The 16073-nt window shown below is 63.0% G+C and carries 15 protein-coding genes; 2 read left to right on the top strand and 13 right to left on the bottom strand.

The genetic code is table 11. The features are described from left to right. Positions 1–8: 8 nt before the first annotated feature. The 12 genes from QQZ18_RS11640 to QQZ18_RS11585 form a co-directional block, all read right to left on the bottom strand. Positions 9–1643, bottom strand: a complete 1635-nt coding sequence (locus tag QQZ18_RS11640) for an ASKHA domain-containing protein (RefSeq protein ID WP_284541088.1) — start codon at positions 1641–1643, stop codon at positions 9–11. A 105-nt stretch (positions 1644–1748) separates the two neighbouring features. Further along, complete coding sequence (gene deoC, locus QQZ18_RS11635; RefSeq protein WP_284541087.1) at positions 1749–2450, bottom strand: deoxyribose-phosphate aldolase; 702 nt, start codon at positions 2448–2450, stop codon at positions 1749–1751. A 128-nt stretch (positions 2451–2578) separates the two neighbouring features. Next, positions 2579–3460: a helix-turn-helix transcriptional regulator gene (locus QQZ18_RS11630; protein ID WP_284541086.1), complete on the bottom strand. Its 882-nt coding sequence runs from the start codon at positions 3458–3460 to the stop codon at positions 2579–2581. A gap of 70 nt (positions 3461–3530) precedes the next feature. After that, positions 3531–4178 (bottom strand): corrinoid protein, encoded by a 648-nt coding sequence (locus QQZ18_RS11625; protein ID WP_284541085.1) that lies wholly within the window; start codon positions 4176–4178, stop codon positions 3531–3533. Positions 4179–4211: 33 nt separating this feature from the next. Beyond that, a complete protein-coding gene (locus QQZ18_RS11620; RefSeq protein ID WP_284541084.1) occupies positions 4212–5219 on the bottom strand; it encodes a uroporphyrinogen decarboxylase family protein in 1008 nt (335 codons plus the stop codon). Positions 5220–5329: 110 nt separating this feature from the next. Continuing rightward, entirely contained in the window at positions 5330–6487 is a 1158-nt protein-coding gene (locus tag QQZ18_RS11615; RefSeq protein WP_284541083.1) for a uroporphyrinogen decarboxylase family protein, read from the bottom strand. Continuing rightward, the gene (gene rbsD, locus QQZ18_RS11610; RefSeq protein ID WP_284541082.1) at positions 6487–6960 is read right to left on the bottom strand and encodes a D-ribose pyranase; all 474 of its coding nucleotides are present in this window, start codon (positions 6958–6960) and stop codon (positions 6487–6489) included. The genes QQZ18_RS11615 and rbsD overlap by 1 nt, the downstream gene beginning before the upstream one ends. After that, entirely contained in the window at positions 6957–7901 is a 945-nt protein-coding gene (locus QQZ18_RS11605; RefSeq protein WP_284541081.1) for a ribokinase, read from the bottom strand. Before QQZ18_RS11605 ends, rbsD begins: the two co-directional genes overlap by 4 nt. Before the next feature lie 148 nt (positions 7902–8049). Next, the gene (locus QQZ18_RS11600) at positions 8050–9012 is read right to left on the bottom strand and encodes a sugar ABC transporter substrate-binding protein (RefSeq protein ID WP_284541080.1); all 963 of its coding nucleotides are present in this window, start codon (positions 9010–9012) and stop codon (positions 8050–8052) included. An 82-nt stretch (positions 9013–9094) separates the two neighbouring features. Then, complete coding sequence (locus QQZ18_RS11595) at positions 9095–10591, bottom strand: sugar ABC transporter ATP-binding protein (RefSeq protein WP_284541078.1); 1497 nt, start codon at positions 10589–10591, stop codon at positions 9095–9097. Further along, positions 10588–11586, bottom strand: coding sequence for an ABC transporter permease (locus QQZ18_RS11590; protein ID WP_284541076.1), 999 nt, complete (start codon positions 11584–11586; stop codon positions 10588–10590). Before QQZ18_RS11590 ends, QQZ18_RS11595 begins: the two co-directional genes overlap by 4 nt. A 22-nt stretch (positions 11587–11608) precedes the next feature. After that, positions 11609–12631 carry a LacI family DNA-binding transcriptional regulator gene (locus QQZ18_RS11585; protein WP_284541075.1) on the bottom strand — a complete coding sequence of 341 codons (1023 nt, stop codon included), beginning with the start codon at positions 12629–12631 and terminating at the stop codon, positions 11609–11611. Between the two features lie 924 nt (positions 12632–13555). On the opposite strand from QQZ18_RS11585, the gene QQZ18_RS11580 reads away from it, so the two are divergent. Further along, entirely contained in the window at positions 13556–14848 is a 1293-nt protein-coding gene (locus QQZ18_RS11580; protein WP_284541074.1) for an MFS transporter, read from the top strand. Between the two features lie 78 nt (positions 14849–14926). Next, on the top strand, positions 14927–15280 hold the full coding sequence (locus QQZ18_RS11575; protein WP_284541073.1) for an L-rhamnose mutarotase: 354 nt from the start codon (positions 14927–14929) through the stop codon (positions 15278–15280). A 35-nt stretch (positions 15281–15315) separates the two neighbouring features. Here QQZ18_RS11575 and QQZ18_RS11570 read toward each other — a convergent pair whose 3' ends face one another. After that, positions 15316–16047 carry a FadR/GntR family transcriptional regulator gene (locus QQZ18_RS11570; RefSeq protein ID WP_284541072.1) on the bottom strand — a complete coding sequence of 244 codons (732 nt, stop codon included), beginning with the start codon at positions 16045–16047 and terminating at the stop codon, positions 15316–15318. Positions 16048–16073: the final 26 nt, after the last annotated feature.

Here is a 16073-nt window from a genome sequence, read left to right as displayed (position 1 = left end):
ATCGTCCGTCACATGAGGCAGTTCGAGGCGAAGACGGTGTCGAAATCAGGTTGCGCGGCGAGTTCGAGGTAGCGGACCTCCGCCGCAAGCCGAACCGCCTGGCTTCGTGCGCCGCCGCAAGCGACGAGCCGGCAGGCCCCGGTGCTGGCGACATTGCCGATTTGTTCGACGGATTTGCGCGGCACGTCGGGCAGAAGGCCGACGGTGATCGCGTCGTCGATGTCGATGAAGTTTCCGAAGGCGCCGGCGACAAGAATGTGGTCGAGATTCCGGCTGGACAGCCCGGCATCCCTCAGCAGGAGATCGAGGCCGGTGCGGATGGCCCCCTTGGCAAGCTGGATTGAGCGGATGTCGGTCTGCGTGAAGACGAGGGGGGTATCGGCGAACTCGTCCGTCAGAACGAACTCACGCTTTCCGCTCTGCTCGCGGACACGCAACCGATCCTTGTCGAGGCGCCCGCGCGCATTGACGATCCCCGAGCGTCGAAGGGCGGCGACCAGCGACAACGCACCGGAGCCGCAGACGCCGATCGGCGGTTGCCCGCCGATGGTCGACAGATGGAGGTCGTCGTCGATACGGGCGGAGTCGATGGCCCCCGGAGCTGCGCGCATTCCGCAGGAAAGGCCCGCCCCCTCGAAGGCCGGACCGGAAGCGCAGGACACGCTGGTCAGCCTGCCATTGGCATGGAGCGATATTTCCGTGTTGGTACCGATGTCGAGCAGCGCCCAAGTTCCGGACGGCGGCTGGGCTAGAACCGCCATCAGGGCGGCGATGTGGTCACCGCCGATGAAGCCGGCGATGCTCGGGGCGCAATAGAGCTGCGCGCCCGGCGCGACGGCGAGGCCGAAATCGGCCGCCGGTCGCTCGACCATAGCCTTGGTCGTCGGCGTGAACGGCACTTTGGCGAGACCGTCGACGGCGAGCCTCAGAAGCAGGTGCTGCATGACGGTGTTGCCCACGACGGCGACTTCACCGATGCGCGTCGTTTCGCCATCGGTGAGCTCGTCGGCAAGCGCGGCAATGCCGCTCACAGCGGAGGCCTGCAGTTGCCGGCGCTGCTCGTCTCCGGCCAGGGCATGGGTGAGCCGGCCGATGATGTCGCCTCCGAAGACGGTCTGCGGGTTGGGCCGCGAACCGCTTCGCAACACCTGCCCGGACGTCATGTCCACGACGGCTGCCGCGAGGTTGGTGGTTCCGAGGTCAACGGCGAGCCCGAGAGGCGACGGTCCTGTCACGGGTCCGACGAGCGCTGCACCGCGCCGCCAGCATCGGCCCGTGGTCGGCACCAGAAGAGGCTGCTCTATGGGGACTTGGTCGAGGGTCGCGTGCTTGCCGGCCGAGACAGACCGGACGCTGCTCCGCTCGGGAACGTGAACCGTACAGTCGCCGGCCGGAAAGGTCTTGCAGGCTCGCCGCCAGCCGGCGGCGATCTCTTCGTCGGTAAACCCATGCTCCTGCGAAGACGAAGCGTACAGATCCTGCCCCTCAATGCGAACGGCGCAGGAGCGACAGGTTCCATGCCCACCGCATGCCGACTCGAGGGCCAACCCCACATGGCGGGCAACGGTCAGTATCGACTGATTGCCATCACTGGTCGCGGTAAGACCCGAGGGTTGGAAGGTAATCGCATGCAACTGGGACATGATCTCGTCGATGTTTAAGCGGCGCCCGCTTCGGCCGCGCTGGCCATCGGGCTTCCCGGGCAATGCGAGACGAGGCGCATCGCCCGGGATATCCGAAGGTCTGGATCAGTAGGCGTTGGGGTTGCCGACCACGCCGTCGACGATGGCCGGTCCGGAGCTGGTACCAACAAGCTCGGCGCCCGCCTCGAACAGCGCCTGCATCTTCTCGCGGGTGTTGACCTTGCCCGACACCTTCACGCGGCACGGCAGCTCGACGTTGGCCTTGAGGATCTTGACGTGCTCGACAATGGCCTCGCAGCCGCCCTTGCCCCAGCCGCTCGACTGCTTAACCCAGTCGATACCGGCCTCGCTCGAGTAGCGGCCGGCCTTGGCCTGCAGCTCGGGGGTGGTGATGTAGCCGAACTCCAGCATCGACTTGATGACCATGCCTTCCTCGTGGGCGACATGGGCCATCTGGCGCAGCTCTTCGAAATATTCCTTCTCCTGACCGCCGAGCAGCAGGCCGGGGTTGGGCGGGAAGTCGAGCTCGTCGGCGCCTTCCTTGGCGAGGAGACGCAGCACCGCGATCTTCATCTCGAGAGTGTCGTTGGCGGTCGGGAAGTTGACCGTCGAGGCGATCTTGATGCCGGTGCCGGCCAGCACGGTCTTGGCAAACGATACGAAGCACGGCGCGATCATGGCGGCCTGGAAGCCGTAGGCGACGCAAGTCTTGAGATGGGCGGCCATGCCATCGCGCGTCAGCTCCGAGCTGACGTTCGTGTACTGGATCGCCTTGGCAACGGCCTTCTTGTCGGTGAAATCGATCATGGAATGAACCTCCTGTTTTGTCCTTCGCCTAGGAACTTAGCGGTGTTTCCGGCGGCGGTGGATGGTGGGCTCTCTCAAAAACATGGATAGGATTCTCATTCGTTTTGGCCGTCCGTTCCGGCCATGGATCAGCGCTCCAGGGTGCGAAACTGGCGGGGAGAAACGCCGACATTCTTTCGGAAGTCGCGAGAAAAATGCAGGGGATCGTCGTAGCCGACGGCAAGGGCGACCGCGGCGACGGTCTCGTCGGTCTCGACCAGAAGCCGCTTGGCCTGGGAGAGGCGGTAGCCGCGCAACCAGTTGTGCGGCGTCTGGCCGAAGCCATACTTGAACAGGCGGAACAGATGGGACTTGCTGACCCGGCACGTCTCGGCGAAGCGATCGACCGTCCAGGTTTCCGTATAGTGCGTGCGCACTTCGCGCACGAGGCGAGCGAGGCCCCGGTGGCTTGCCTCGACAGGGTCGAGCAGATGGGATCTCCGGCTCTCGGTCAGCTTTTCGACCATAGTGGCGGCGATCCGTTCGGTGGCCGCCGCCGCCTGCATCGAGTGCGTGCTGATCTGGCGCAGGGCGTCCTGCATCAGCTCCTGGATGGGGGCGGCGTCGGTGAAGGCGAATATCGGATCGGCTTCGACCGCGAGCGCCGTCTCGAGGCGGTTGAGGTTGGCGCCGTCCATGCGCAGCCACAGGATTTCCCAGGGCGTGACCGGATCGGCAAAATGGGCGTGCGGCCGTTGAACGGGGATCCAGGCGAGCTGGCCCGGTTCGACACGGTGGACAGAACCGCCAACCCGGACATGGCCGACGCCATCCAGGCAGAAGATGAACTCGTGGCCGGGCGCCCGTTCGCGCTCGATGCGATAGTCGGCGCTCGCGGCGATGTGGCCCGCCCGGAGCAGGCGATAGTTGAAGGGGCTCGACCAGGTGTCGAGGCCGCTATAGTGCGACTCGAAAACGCGCATGGGCCGCGAGGAGGGGCTGCCATCGGTCGGGGGCGCGTTGTTGCTCATCCATTCTCCTCACTGCGGCGAAACTGGCCGGAGGCGCGCTGGGGGGGACGCGCGCCTCCGGCTGCGCACGTCAGGCCGCCTTGGCCTCGGCGCAAAGACGCTTGGCTATGGTTGCCGCCACGGATGCGTTCTCGCCAAAGGCATCCGCGCCGACCTCTCGGGCATACTCCTCCGTCACGGGGGCGCCGCCAATCATGATCTTGACGCCATCGCGCACGCCGGCGGCAACCATCGCCTCGATGGTGGTCTTGATGGCCGGCATGGTGACGGTGAGCAAGGCCGACATGCCGACGATCTGCGGCTTCTTGTCGCGGACCGCCGCGATGAAGGTCTCCGGCGGCACGTCGATGCCGAGGTCGATGACCTCGAAGCCCGCACCTTCCATCATCGACACCACGAGATTCTTGCCGATGTCGTGGAGGTCTCCCTTGACGGTGCCGATGACGATCCGGCCTGTCGGCTCGACGCCCGAGGCGGCGAGGATCGGCCGCAATAGCTCGAGTCCGGCCTTCATCGCGCGCCCGGCCAGCAGGAGTTCGGGGACGAAGTACTCCTCGATCTCGAACAGCCGGCCCACCTCGGCCATGGCAGGCACCATGGTTTCGGAGATCAGGGCCGACGGGTCTTCGCCGGCTTCGATCGCTTCCTTGGTCAGCTTGGCGGAGGTCTTGTCGTCTCCATCGACGATGGCATCGTAGAGTTTGGACCAATCTTGCATGGACAGTTCTCTTTCTTCGGGATCGGGGGCGCGCTAAACGGCGACCGCCTCCATGATGGCGTCGAGCTTGCCCTTGATGGTGCACTCGCAACCCGGCACGTGAAGCACATCGCACTCGGTACCCAGGATGAACGGGTGGCCGATCTCACGCATGCGGGCGATCAGTTCGCGCGAGCTGTCGGAGACCTGGCTGCGTGTGAACAGCGTCGGCGAGTAGAACTTCTTGCTGGGAAGGTTGCCGTAGAGAATGGTGGTCTTGGGCACCAGGGCGGCGTCCTGCCACAGGACGCGCGAGCTGCCGAGGCTCAGGATCGCCGGATCGAGCGAGGCGAACGCCGTCACCATTTCGTCGATCAACTCGCCACAGCAGTGGAAGAACAGCTCGACGCCGTTGTCCTTCAGCAGCTGGGCGATCTTGCGATTGGGGGCCAGCGCGAAGCGCTCGAAGATGTCCGAACCGCGCCGGATCAGCTTGGGCGAGAAGAACACCTTGTTAGCCGCCGGCTCGGCGATGACGATCATCTTGGCGCCCGCCTTGATCTGGCGCTCGATGATTTCGAGAACGAGGCGGGTCGACACGTCGAGCGCCGCCTCCATCAAGGCGACTTCCTCGTTGTCGGCGGCGCTGTTGCCCATGCCGGCCAGCGTGACCGGCATGATCGGGTCGGCCAGGAGCTTGGTCATCAGCGAGAACGGGCCGATGCACATTCCGAGCGGCACGAGGTCGGACGAGCGGGCGACGTGGGCGATTGCCTCGATGTTGGCTTCGCAGCCCGGCGTGAGCCGTCCTTTCAGGCCTGCCTCGAAGCGGGCAAGCACTTCGGCGGACGGGGGGGCCGAGAAGTGGAACTCGCCCGTGCCGCCGTCGAGGCCCATCAGGGCAAGCAGGGCTTCCTTCTCGAGGGTGAGATTCATCTGCGGCAAGGCTAGCGGCGTGCGATAGCGCCTGGCCGCTTCGATCATCACCTCGCCGAGCTTTTGGCCATCGACGCGGATGGCTTCGGGATCGGGATGCTCGTTGAGGACGATATCGGTTCCCATCGGCATTTTCAGGCCGCGGTTTGCCAAGTCTATGTAGAAGCTGCGATTCATAATGGCGGTCTTTCCGTAGCGGCGGCTGGTCCGGGCCCGTCCCCCGGACCGACCGCGGCTCAACGCAGGGCGATCTCGTAGAGCGCCAGAACGTTGGCGAGCGGGGTGTCGGACTGGATGTGATGCGAGCTTGCCAACACGTAACCACCGTCGGTTCCCAGCACGCGGGTGAGGTTCTTGACGGCGGTGCGGATGTCGTCGGGGCTTCCCTTGGGCAGGAGACCGACGATGTCGACGCCGCCATGGAAGGCCAGCCGGTCGCCGAAGTCTCGCTTCAGGCCATCCGGTTCCATGCCGGTGACACCCGGCTGGATCGGATTGAGCACGTCGACACCCATTTCGATCAGGTCGGGGATCAGCGGCCTGACGGCGCCATCGGTGTGGTACATCACCTTCTTGCCGTAGCTCTTGGCCACTTCGGCCAGCCTGGCATGTAACGGCCGGATATGGGTGCGCCACATCTTCTTCGACATCAGCAAGCTGACGTTGGCCGCGAGGTCGTCGTAGAAGTAGACCATGTCGACGGCGTCGCCGACGGCGTCGAGAGCCCGCTTCGTGACCTCGATGGTGATGTCGGTGATGCGCTCCATCATGTAGACGGGGATCTCCGGCTCGCCGGCGAGTTCCATCAGGAACTTCTCCATGCCCCGCATCTGCCAGGCCAGTTCGAAGACCGTGCCCATGCGGAAGCGGATGTGCTTGGCGCCGTTGCGATTCAGCGCCTCGACGACCGACTTGGCCGAGCTGAAGTCCCACCAGTCGGGGTCGGGCCACGTGTGGGCCTGAACCTCGGCGAGCGTGCTGGCCCCGGCGAGCGTGGCGATGTTCTCCTCATAGACGCCGGATGCATTGGCGACTTCGCGGAACCCTCGCCCGAAGACGTCGGTGGCAAAGCCGTCGGTCTTCCAGCGCCACATGCGGGCCGGCGTCGACCGGCTCTGGACATTCCAGACCTCGGGCCGCCCCTTTGGGGCGAACGCGCTGGCCGGCGGTGCGCAGAACTGATCGAAGGAGATGACTCGGCAATCGACGTCGAGCTTGTCGAGCACCGCTTCCCAGACCGGGTCGAAGAACTGATCGTCGCCGGGCTTGGCCGGCTCGATGCCGAAATGAGCGACCAACTGGTGCCAGATTTCCGGCACGGCCAGGAAGTCGACGGGTGTGCGATCCGGCTGACGGTGGGCGAGGGCGGTTTCAACGCGCTGTCTCGAAGACATTATTTTTCTTCCCTGTAGTTCACGCGGTCTTCGTAGTAGCTGGGTGCGATCGCGCCGGGCTTCTCGAACCAGACGGGAGCGTCGATGCCCGACTGAAGGATGACGTTGCCCCACGGCTCGAACGCGCCGGTGCGGATCACGTACTTCAGCTTGCTGCGCATCTCCCCGATCAGCTTCTCGTGGGGAACGGTGGTCACCGGGCAACGGGTCGACAGGGCGCTGACCTTGGCGAAAAGCTGCGGGTTGAAGGTCTTCTGCTCCTCGGCGACGTAGCAGGCTTCATAGATGAAGTCGCTCATGATGAGGTCGAGGATGTCGACGATGCCCGGCACGTCCTGCTCAAGCGCCAGATCGACGCGCTTTGCATTGTCGCCGATGGGAAATCCGGCATCGGAGATGACGATCAGGTCGCCGTGCCCAAGGTCGGCGATCGCCGCATTCAGATAGCTGTTGAGGATTCTGCTCTTCTTCATTTGCTGCTCCTGGAAGCCTTCGCGAGCCGGGCGTCGACGTCGGCGCGATGTGGGATGCCTTCGACAACGCCTTCGACCTCGACGGACATGCTGGCGGCCATGTTGGCGAAGGAAACGGCGGCGATGAGGTCCTTGCCTTCGCCGAGCGCCACGGCGAGGGCGCCGCTGAAGGTGTCGCCCGAGCCGGTGGAGTCGATGCACTTGGCCGGATAGGTCGAGACGGCGCGGTCGAGGTCGGCCGAGCGGACGTGAGCGCCCTTCTCACCGAGAGTGACGACGACGGTCGTGCCGAAGCGCTCGAACAGGCGCGTGGCCAGAACGGAACCCTCGACCACGCTGTCCTGCGGCAGGTCCAGCAGCGCGGCGGCCTCGGTCTCGTTGGGCGTGAGGTAGGTGGCCTTGGAAAGGGTGGCGTCCGGAAGCTTGCGGAACGGCGCCGGGTTCAGAATGACCGGCACGTTGCTTTGCGCGGCGAGATCGACCGCGCGGATCACGGCGTCCAGATTACACTCGAGCTGCACCAGAAGGAGATCGCTCGCGGCGATGGTGTCCTTCATGGCGTCGATATCGGTCACCGACAGGGCATCGTTGGCCCCGAGGTCGATGACGATCTCGTTGCTGCCCTTGTCGGACACCATGACGAGGCCGACACCGGTCGAGTGACCGGGCTTGCGGGTCACGAAGTCGATGCCGATGCCCTCGTCCTTGAGCATGGCGATGGCCTGATCGCCGAAGGTGTCGGTGCCGACGGCCGTGCCGAAGACAGCCGCGCCCCCGAGGCGCGCAACGGCGATGGCCTGGTTCGATCCTTTGCCGCCGTGCAGCATGTTGAAGTTTCTGCCCGGCACCGTTTCGCCTTCGGTGGGGAAGCGGGCACACGAGATCGTCATGCCGACCGCGTAGCTGCCGATGACGGTAATACGAGCTTTTCCGCCGTCCATGTCCTTGATCCTGAAAAATGGATGGTCGTTCCCCCGGAGCGGATAGCCCGGACTTGGGGGCAAATGGGACCTGAGAAAGGGATGTCTTCGTTGAGGAAGGGGGAGCCGTCCGGCTCTGGCTTGACGGACGGCTCCGAGGCGATTTCGATCAGCCGATCGGTTCGCCCTTCTTCAGTTTCTCGAGATATTCGTCGATGTTGGACTGGTCGACCTGCAGGATGCCGGTATCGACGCTCTCGATCGCCTTACCGGTCGTGATGAGGTCGAACAGAGCCTTCACCGGCAGGTAGCCCTGCATGTAGGGGTTCTGGCTGAGGGCCGCGTCGGTCACGCCCGCCTTGACGTTGTCGAGCGTCTCGGGAATGAGGTCGAAGCCGACGTGGTGGATCTTGGTGGCGCGCTCGACACGCTGTAGCGCGCGGCCGGTGGCCGGGGTCGTGGCGGCATCGAGCGAGATGATGCCCTTGAGGTCGGGATTGGCCCGGATGGCATTCTCGATGGCGGCGTACTGGGCCTGTTCTTCCCAGCCCGTGCTGATCGTGTTGACGACGCTGATGCCAGGATACTTGGCGAGCTCGGTGCGAGCGCCGTTCTCACGGTCCTGCGACCAGGAGGCGGCAGCCTCGCCGGTGATGATCAGCACCGACCCATCGGTTCCCATGGTCTTGACCAGGGACTCGGCGGCAGCCTTGCCCGAGGAAACCAGGTCCTGACCGAAGAAGGCGAGGCGCTTCGAGCCGGGTGCCTCGCTGTTGAAGGTCACGACCGGGATGTTGGCGGCCATGGCCTTGTCGATCACCGGGTTCAGGGCTTCGCCGTTGACGTTGGAAATCGCCAGGCCTTCGACCTTCTTGGTGATGGCATTCTCGATGAAGGCCACTTCCTCATCGACCTTGATGCCGATCGGGCCGACGAACTCGACGTTGATGCCGAGTTCCTTGCCGGCGGCGAGGGCGCCTGCCTTGATGACCTGGGCGAACTCGATACCGGTGTCATGATAGACAACGGTAATGTCGATGTCCTTGGGGTCCGGGCCGGCGAAAGCGGCGGAACCCATGGCAGCGGCAAAAAGCACCGAGCCAATGCCGACGCGGAAAGACTTACTCCTCATTCGTGTAACCTCCCATAAGAAATCAGAACGTATTTTGTGCACCAGTTGAGATCGTGTCTTTGTCTGGACTGTCTCCTTACGTTTACTGGCCCGACAGGGCGTAGCGGATGACTTGTTCCTTGGTTCTCTGCTCGCCGCGAAGGTCGGCGACCATGGCACCGTTCTTCATCACCAGGATGCGGTCGCTTTCGGCGAGGATCTCGGCGAGTTCCGACGAGACCATCAGGATGGAAAGGCCGGATTCGCGCAGAGATTTCAGAATCTTGTAAATTTCGAACTTGGCGCTGACGTCGATGCCGCGAGTGAGTTCGTCGACGAGGACGATCCGCGGATGAGACGCGAGCCAGCGTGCGATGATGACCTTCTGCTGGTTGCCGCCGGACAGCTGGCTGATCTTCTTGAAACGAGAGCTGGTCTTGATCTTCAGCTTCCGAATGAAGTCTTCCGTGGTGTCCGCCATGAAGTGGTGCCGGAGAACGCCGGCAAAGCCGCTCATGTCGTCCGCATTGGCGGTGTTGACGTTGTCCATGATGCTCATGTCGGGGAAAATGCCGGCGTCGCGGCGGTTCTCCGGGATCATGGCGATGCCGTTGCGGATGGCGTCGCTCGGGCTGCGGTTGTGCATCGGCTTGCCGAAGGCGGAAATCGATCCCGTCCACTCGGGCGCCAGCCCGAAGATGGTTTCGAGCACCTCGGTTCGTCCCGATCCCTGCAGACCGTAGATGCCGACGATCTCGCCTTCATGCACCGAGAAGGAAACGTCCGAGAAGCATCCGGGCCGGCTGAGTCCATTGACCTCCAGCACCCTCTGGCGACTGGTGTGGTCGCGGACCTCGGAGGCATGGAGGTCGGCGAGGTCGCCGCCGGCGATCAGGCGGACAACGCCGGCCTGATCGATGTCGGCGATCTCGAACCCGCCGACGAACTTGCCGTCGCGCAGCACCGAGATGCGGTCGCAAAGCGGGAAGATTTCCTCGAGCCGATGCGAGATGTAGAGGATGGTCACCCCACGAGCGCGAAGCGCCTTCAGGTTGACGAACAGCTCCTCGGCCTCCTTGAGGGTCAGCGCCGAGGTCGGCTCGTCCATGATGATCACCTCGGCGTCGAGAGCGAGCGCCCGGGCGATCTCGACGATCTGCTGGTCGGCGATGCTGAGATCGTCCACCAGGGCCGTCGGCGAGATCGAGCTGCCAAGGCCGACGAGGATCTCGGCGGTTCGCGTCTGCATCTTCGACCAGTCGACCTTGCCGTTGCCGAGTTCCTTCTCCCGGCCGAGGAAGAGGTTCTCGGTCACGGTGAGATTGGGGCAGAGGCGGAACTCCTGGTAGACGACGGCTACGCCGAGTTCATGAGCGGCATGCGGGCTGTCGAGCCGCACCGGCTGGCCGCGATAGACGACTTCGCCGCCGTCGGGCGTGTATTCGCCACCGAGAATGTGCATCAGCGTCGATTTGCCGGCGCCGTTTTCGCCCACGATGGCGTGGATCGAGCCCTCCTCAATGGAGAAGCTGACATTGTCGAGAGCGGTGACTGCGCCGAAAATCTTGGTGATGTTGCGGAAGTCGATGATGTTGCTCATGACCGGCCGCTCTTTCGTGTCCAGATGTCCATGGCCACGGCAAGGATGATCACGGCGCCGACGATGGTCATTTGCCAGAAGGGGGAAATGCCGAGCAGGATGATGCCGTTGTTGAGCACGCCCATGATCAGGACGCCGATGACCGTGCCGATGATCGTTCCCTGACCGCCGGCCAGTGAGGTTCCTCCGATGATCACGGCGGCGATGGCGTTGAGCTCCATGCCTTGTCCGGTGGTGCCCTGAACGCTGCCCAGGAAGGCGATGTTGAGCAGACCGGCCAGTGCTGACAGGAAGCCGACGATGGCAAAGGCTGCCGTCTTGACGACGTTGGAGTTGATGCCGCTGGCGCGGGCCGCCTTGGCGCTGCCGCCAACCGCCTTCATGCGGAAGCCGAGCAGGGTTTTGCTGTAGAGGAAATAGGCGCCGATCGCCGTGGCGATGAAGAACAGACACATCACCGGGATGCCGGCGATCTTGCCCTGGCCGAGGAACAGGAACATGGGCAGCGTCGGATCATCGACCGTCCGCGGCGAGATGTTGACGACGCGGCCGCTGCTGATGATCAGCGAAATGCCGCGCACGACGTTCATCATGCCAAGCGTGACGATCAGGGCGGGAATCTTGGTGTAGGTGATCAGGATGCCGTTGATCAGGCCGAACAGCGTACCGGCCGCGATGCCCAATACGAACGCGAGCCAGATGGGAAAGCCGTTCATCATCATGACGGCGGTCAGGATGGCCGAGGCGCCGTAGATGGAGCCGACGGACAGGTCGATCTCGCCGCAGACGATCACGAGGCACATTCCCATGGCTATGATGCCAAGAAGGGAAATCTGCCGCAAAATGTTGATCAGGTTTTCAAGATTAAAAAAATACGGCGACATCACGGAGAAGAACAAGAATATCGCGACAAAGGCGATAAATATGCCCACTTCCTTCTTGGAGGTGAACGCGCCTTTCAGGCGAGAGACGTGGACTTCGGCTTCGACACTCACGGTGTGACCTCCCAGTAGAGTATTATATTTGGATGATGCTTCCCTTATCTCGCAGGGCAGCGGCAAAAACCTGCCGCGTGACTGCGAGAGGCTGTCCCTTCATCTGGGCGATCAGCATCTGTGTTCCGCAAGACCCGAGCTTGTAGCCGGGGATCTCGATGGTGGTGATCAGGGGGCGGAAAACCGCCGGATAGGTGATGTTGTCGAACCCGGCGATGGAGATGTCGTTCGGCACCTCGTAGCCGCGCTCGACAAGGGCCTGATAGGCGCCGAGCGCCATCAGGTCGTTGCCGGCGATGAGGGCGGTGAACTTCGGCTTGCCGGGGGCCAGAAGCTGGTCTACCGCCGCATAACCGCTGTCCAGCCGGTAGTTGCCCTCGACGACGAGGCTCGTGTCGACCTCGACGCCGTTGCTCTGCATCGTCGACATGAAGCCGGACTTGCGCATCCGCGCGTTCATGGTGCTGAGCGGTCCGGAAACGAAGGCGATGTGCCGATGCCCCTTGTCCAGAACGAACTGGGTCAGCAGGGCCGCGCCGCCCTCGTTGTCGAAGAAGACGCCGGGCGTTTCTGGAAGCTCGTCGACGTAACGCTCGATGAAGCAAAGGGGGGTCTTGTTCTTATGGAAGTCAAGGAAAGCCGGGTTGAATTCCTTGTCGTTCTGCGTCGTGAACAGCAAACCGTCGACGACCCGGTCGCGCAGGATGTCGATATACTCGTTTTCCTTGTCGAGCTTTCCGTCGGTGTTGCAAAGAAAACAGCTGTACCCATTCTCGTTGCAGACGTCCTCGACACCGCGCACCAGCTCGGAGAAGAAGGGGTTGCGGACATCCGGAATGACTAGGCCGATCGTATGGGTGACCTTGGTGATCATGCTCTGGGCAAGGCGGTTCGGACGATAGCCGACCTCTTCGATCACCTTGCGAATGCGTTCAAAGGTTTTCTCGCCCACGCCCTTGGGGCTGTTGTTGACCACGCGGGAAACCGTTGCGATCGAGACGCCGCACATGTTGGCGATGTCTTTGATCGTGATCGGTTCGGCCATGTCATCTCCCCCTTTCATAATGGTCGAGTAAACGTTTTCTCTCTTGGGATTGTCCGGTTTTCCCTCCCTCTCGGGGGTGGTGGGGACTCTCCAAACGTCCAGGCGGTCTTCGTTATGGGGCAGGCCCCTTCGGCCCCGCCACCGTGCCGTTCGGCGCGGCGGATCGGCCCAACGCAATGCCCTGTTTCGATGGGGCGCAATGGCAGTCAGCAAATGCGCGTCGCTCCAGCGCGCTCATTTGTTCAAGGCAAAACCAAACCCTTCGACAAAGCGGTGCCTTGTCGTTCCGCAGTTTCTAGCTCGCTGAGTGTCGCGCCTAAGCTGTGTTCCTCCGTCTGGCACGACGCGTCTCCGTTGATCTTCCGCTTCATTTCCTTCCCGGCGGGGTCAACGTAAACGTTTACTCTCTCTTGATCCGAATGTTGGCATCAATACTTTCGGTCGTCAAGAACTTATAAATTCTTGACTGACCTGAAGAAGTTTCATTGGCCGTTTCCTGGGGGCTGCTCGCGTGCCGAAACCGGCGGAGCCTGCCGCGGCTTCCGGAAAGGGCGGATGCGACAATCTCCGGAAAGCCTTGGCGAATTCCGAACGGAGCGAGGCGGAGCGGCCCCTGTTCGGCCGGGTCGGCATTCCGGCCGCCTTTGACGTGGGCATTAGCCAAAATGCTAATGGAGAGAGGAGGGCAGGCGGTGGGTCCGGCATCGCCGGGACTGCGACGTCTCGCCTGGGTAACGCGCTGTGGCCGACCGGGGGAAGGGGCGTTTGCCAGGTCTGGCGCTGTCGAATCGTGATCTTGAAGGGGGAGGCTGGAGAGACGGCGGCTCTCCACGCCGCTACGTATTTGGTCGCATTGAAAGGCTCTTGCGCCTCTTCGCCATACTTGTAATACATATTATATATTACAAAGTGGAGGATACCTTTATGTCGGACATCAGCCCAGTCAGCCGGCTGGTCGAGGCGAACTACGACCCGGCCAGTGGTACGCCCTACGTGGCGGGATCCCAGAAATGGACCCTTTTGATCTCGCTTCTGATCAACAATTTCGTCCTGCTGGGGCTTTACGTTGGCGTTCTCGGCGTGCTGCTTCCGAACCAGATCGCCGCGCTCGACCCGGAAAACAAGGCGAACAACCTGGCGATCGTCTTCGCCATCACCTCGGTTTTCTCGACGCTGACGACGCCGATCGCCGGTGCGCTATCGGACCGGACGCGCAGCCGCTGGGGGCGCCGCTCGCCGTGGATCGCCATCGGTGCTCTCGTCGGCGCGGCGGCGCTGTTCGGTGTCTCCCTGATGACCAGTCTGGTGTCGATCACGGTCATCTGGGTGATGGCGGCCGTCGCTCTCAACTCCATGCAGCCCGCACTGACGACGGTGGTGGCCGACCGATTCTCGGAAAGCAATCGCGGTCTCGCCGGCGGCTTCGTCGGGGCCGGCATGACGGCCGGTGTGGCGGCCGGCGCGGTGGTCGCCGGGCGCATGGCCGGGGATATCGTCGCCGCCTATGGCCTTTTCTCCATTGCCATCGCCGTGACCTGTCTCGCATTCGTGCTGATCAACCGGGAAGCGCCGTCGGTTGAGATGAAGTCGGAGAAGTTCGATTTCGTCTCTTTCCTCAACGGCTTCTGGCGGCCGCTCAAGTCGCATGACTTCGCGTGGGCCTTTGCGGGTCGCTTCGCGATCTACATGGGCTATCAGGCCATCGCCACCTATCTGCTGTACATCCTTCAGGACTACATCAAGCTGTCCAACGAGGAAGCCAACATCAGCATCGGCAACCTGTCGTCAGTCACTTTCGTCTTCGTGGTCATCTCCTCGCTGCTGGGTGGCTATCTCTCCGACAAGTGCAATCGCCGCAAGCCGTTCGTCTTCTTCGCCAGCCTGATCATGGCGCTCGCCATGCTGATGCCGCTGTGGATGCCGAACATGAACGGCATGTATGTCTATGCCGCGCTGATCGGCATCGGTTACGGCGCCTTCATGTCCATCGACCTGGCCCTGATGACGCAGGTTCTGCCCAAGACAGCGCAGGGCGAGGCCGGCAAGGATCTCGGCGTGCTGACGACCGCCATCAACATCCCGCAGATCATCAGCCCGCCGATGGCTGCCGTGCTGCTCGGCATGTTCGGCCATGACTACAAGGTGCTGTTCATTGCTGCCGTCATCTTCGTCGGCCTCGGCTCCTTCTTCGTCCTGCCGATCCGGTCGGTGAAGTAAGCTTATGTGAATAATGGATAATCCGCCCGCCCCGTCGAGTCCGCCGGGGCGGGCGTCTGCTGTCTTGCGGAGGAAATCATGACCACCACGCGCAAGTGTTTCGCCGTCGACTTGCACGACGATCCCGAACTCATCGCCCGTTATCGCCATTGGCACCGGGCCGGCGGGCCGCCGGCTGCCGTCACGGCGGCGATCCGCGCCGATGACATTCGCGAGTTGGAGATCTACCTGATCGGCAACCGCATGTTCATGATCATGGAGCAGGGCGACGACTTCGATCCCTTGGCCAAGGCGCAGAGAGACGCGGCGAATGAGGACGTCACGGCATGGGATGCGCTGATGCGCACGTTCCAGAAGACCTTGCCCTTCGGGCCGGAAGGTTCGACCTGGCTCGAAATGGAGCGCATCTACTCGCTGACCGAACAACCATGACCCTATGGCGGGGCTTCTGGCTGCCCCGCAACGGTTCAGGGCGCCTGGCGACGGTGTTTCCAGGCGCTTGCGATATGGGCGCCCATTTCGACAGATGCGGCGGCCGCATCGTGCCGAGCTATGGCAGAGACGATGGCGGCGTGGGCCCGATGGGTTTCGGCAATGTCGGTAATCGTCGGGTGGCCGCTGTAGCCCCGGTTCGCCAGCGCCTGCCCTTGAAGCCCGGTGACGATGGCTCTGCCAAGTCGGTCGCCCGACACGGACATGATGAAGTTGTGGAACTCGATGTCGCCAGCGGCATAGGCCACCGGATCATCCATCATCCCCTCAAGTCGCCCCAAAAGTCGTCCGAGCTCGCTGATCTCGACATCGTTGATCTTATTGGCCGCCTTGGCTGCCATCGAGCACTCGAGCAACGTGCGAATCTCGATCATGTTGTCGAGGAACTCCACGCCGTCGCGCCGCTGGAACAATGCCGAAAGCACTGTCGGATCCAGCATGTTCCAGTGAAACTGATCGAGGACGATGGTGCCGCGGCCCTGCTGGCTGTTGACGAGCCCCTTCTCGGCAAGCGTCGTCGATACTTCCCGAATGACTGTCCGGCTGACCTTGTAGATATCGCAGAGGGCGCTTTCCGTCGGCAGCGGTGTGCCCGCCGGGTAGAGTTCGGTGACAATCGCATGCGTCAGGTGGTCGACGACTGCGTTGGCCAAGCGCGGCCGTCGCGCAAACGCGGCCTGATCGGGTGCGGCCGGATCGGCCGTCATCTCCTGCCTGTCAGTCACCTCTGCCC

Origin of the sequence: Pleomorphomonas sp. T1.2MG-36 (genome assembly GCF_950100655.1) — a bacterium.
Classification (GTDB): Bacteria; Pseudomonadota; Alphaproteobacteria; order Rhizobiales; family Pleomorphomonadaceae; genus Pleomorphomonas.
The sequence above is the reverse complement of the archived record's forward strand: the minus strand, read 5'-3'. Positions and strand labels throughout refer to the sequence as shown.

Bases quoted from the DNA above. Each gene is read 5' to 3' on its own strand.
- QQZ18_RS11580 (WP_284541074.1), top strand. From the start codon at position 13,556: ATGTCGGACATCAGCCCAGTCAGCCGGCTGGTCGAGGCGAACTACGAC.
- QQZ18_RS11585 (WP_284541075.1), bottom strand. From the start codon at position 12,631: ATGGCCGAACCGATCACGATCAAAGACATCGCCAACATGTGCGGCGTC.
- rbsD (WP_284541082.1), bottom strand. From the start codon at position 6,960: ATGAAGAAGAGCAGAATCCTCAACAGCTATCTGAATGCGGCGATCGCC.
- deoC (WP_284541087.1), bottom strand. From the start codon at position 2,450: ATGATCGATTTCACCGACAAGAAGGCCGTTGCCAAGGCGATCCAGTAC.
- QQZ18_RS11625 (WP_284541085.1), bottom strand. From the start codon at position 4,178: ATGCAAGATTGGTCCAAACTCTACGATGCCATCGTCGATGGAGACGAC.
- QQZ18_RS11575 (WP_284541073.1), top strand. From the start codon at position 14,927: ATGACCACCACGCGCAAGTGTTTCGCCGTCGACTTGCACGACGATCCC.
- QQZ18_RS11570 (WP_284541072.1), bottom strand. From the start codon at position 16,047: ATGACGGCCGATCCGGCCGCACCCGATCAGGCCGCGTTTGCGCGACGG.
- QQZ18_RS11595 (WP_284541078.1), bottom strand. From the start codon at position 10,591: ATGAGCAACATCATCGACTTCCGCAACATCACCAAGATTTTCGGCGCA.
- QQZ18_RS11630 (WP_284541086.1), bottom strand. From the start codon at position 3,460: ATGAGCAACAACGCGCCCCCGACCGATGGCAGCCCCTCCTCGCGGCCC.
- QQZ18_RS11600 (WP_284541080.1), bottom strand. From the start codon at position 9,012: ATGAGGAGTAAGTCTTTCCGCGTCGGCATTGGCTCGGTGCTTTTTGCC.
- QQZ18_RS11640 (WP_284541088.1), bottom strand. From the start codon at position 1,643: ATGTCCCAGTTGCATGCGATTACCTTCCAACCCTCGGGTCTTACCGCG.
- QQZ18_RS11605 (WP_284541081.1), bottom strand. From the start codon at position 7,901: ATGGACGGCGGAAAAGCTCGTATTACCGTCATCGGCAGCTACGCGGTC.
- QQZ18_RS11620 (WP_284541084.1), bottom strand. From the start codon at position 5,219: ATGGGAACCGATATCGTCCTCAACGAGCATCCCGATCCCGAAGCCATC.
- QQZ18_RS11615 (WP_284541083.1), bottom strand. From the start codon at position 6,487: ATGTCTTCGAGACAGCGCGTTGAAACCGCCCTCGCCCACCGTCAGCCG.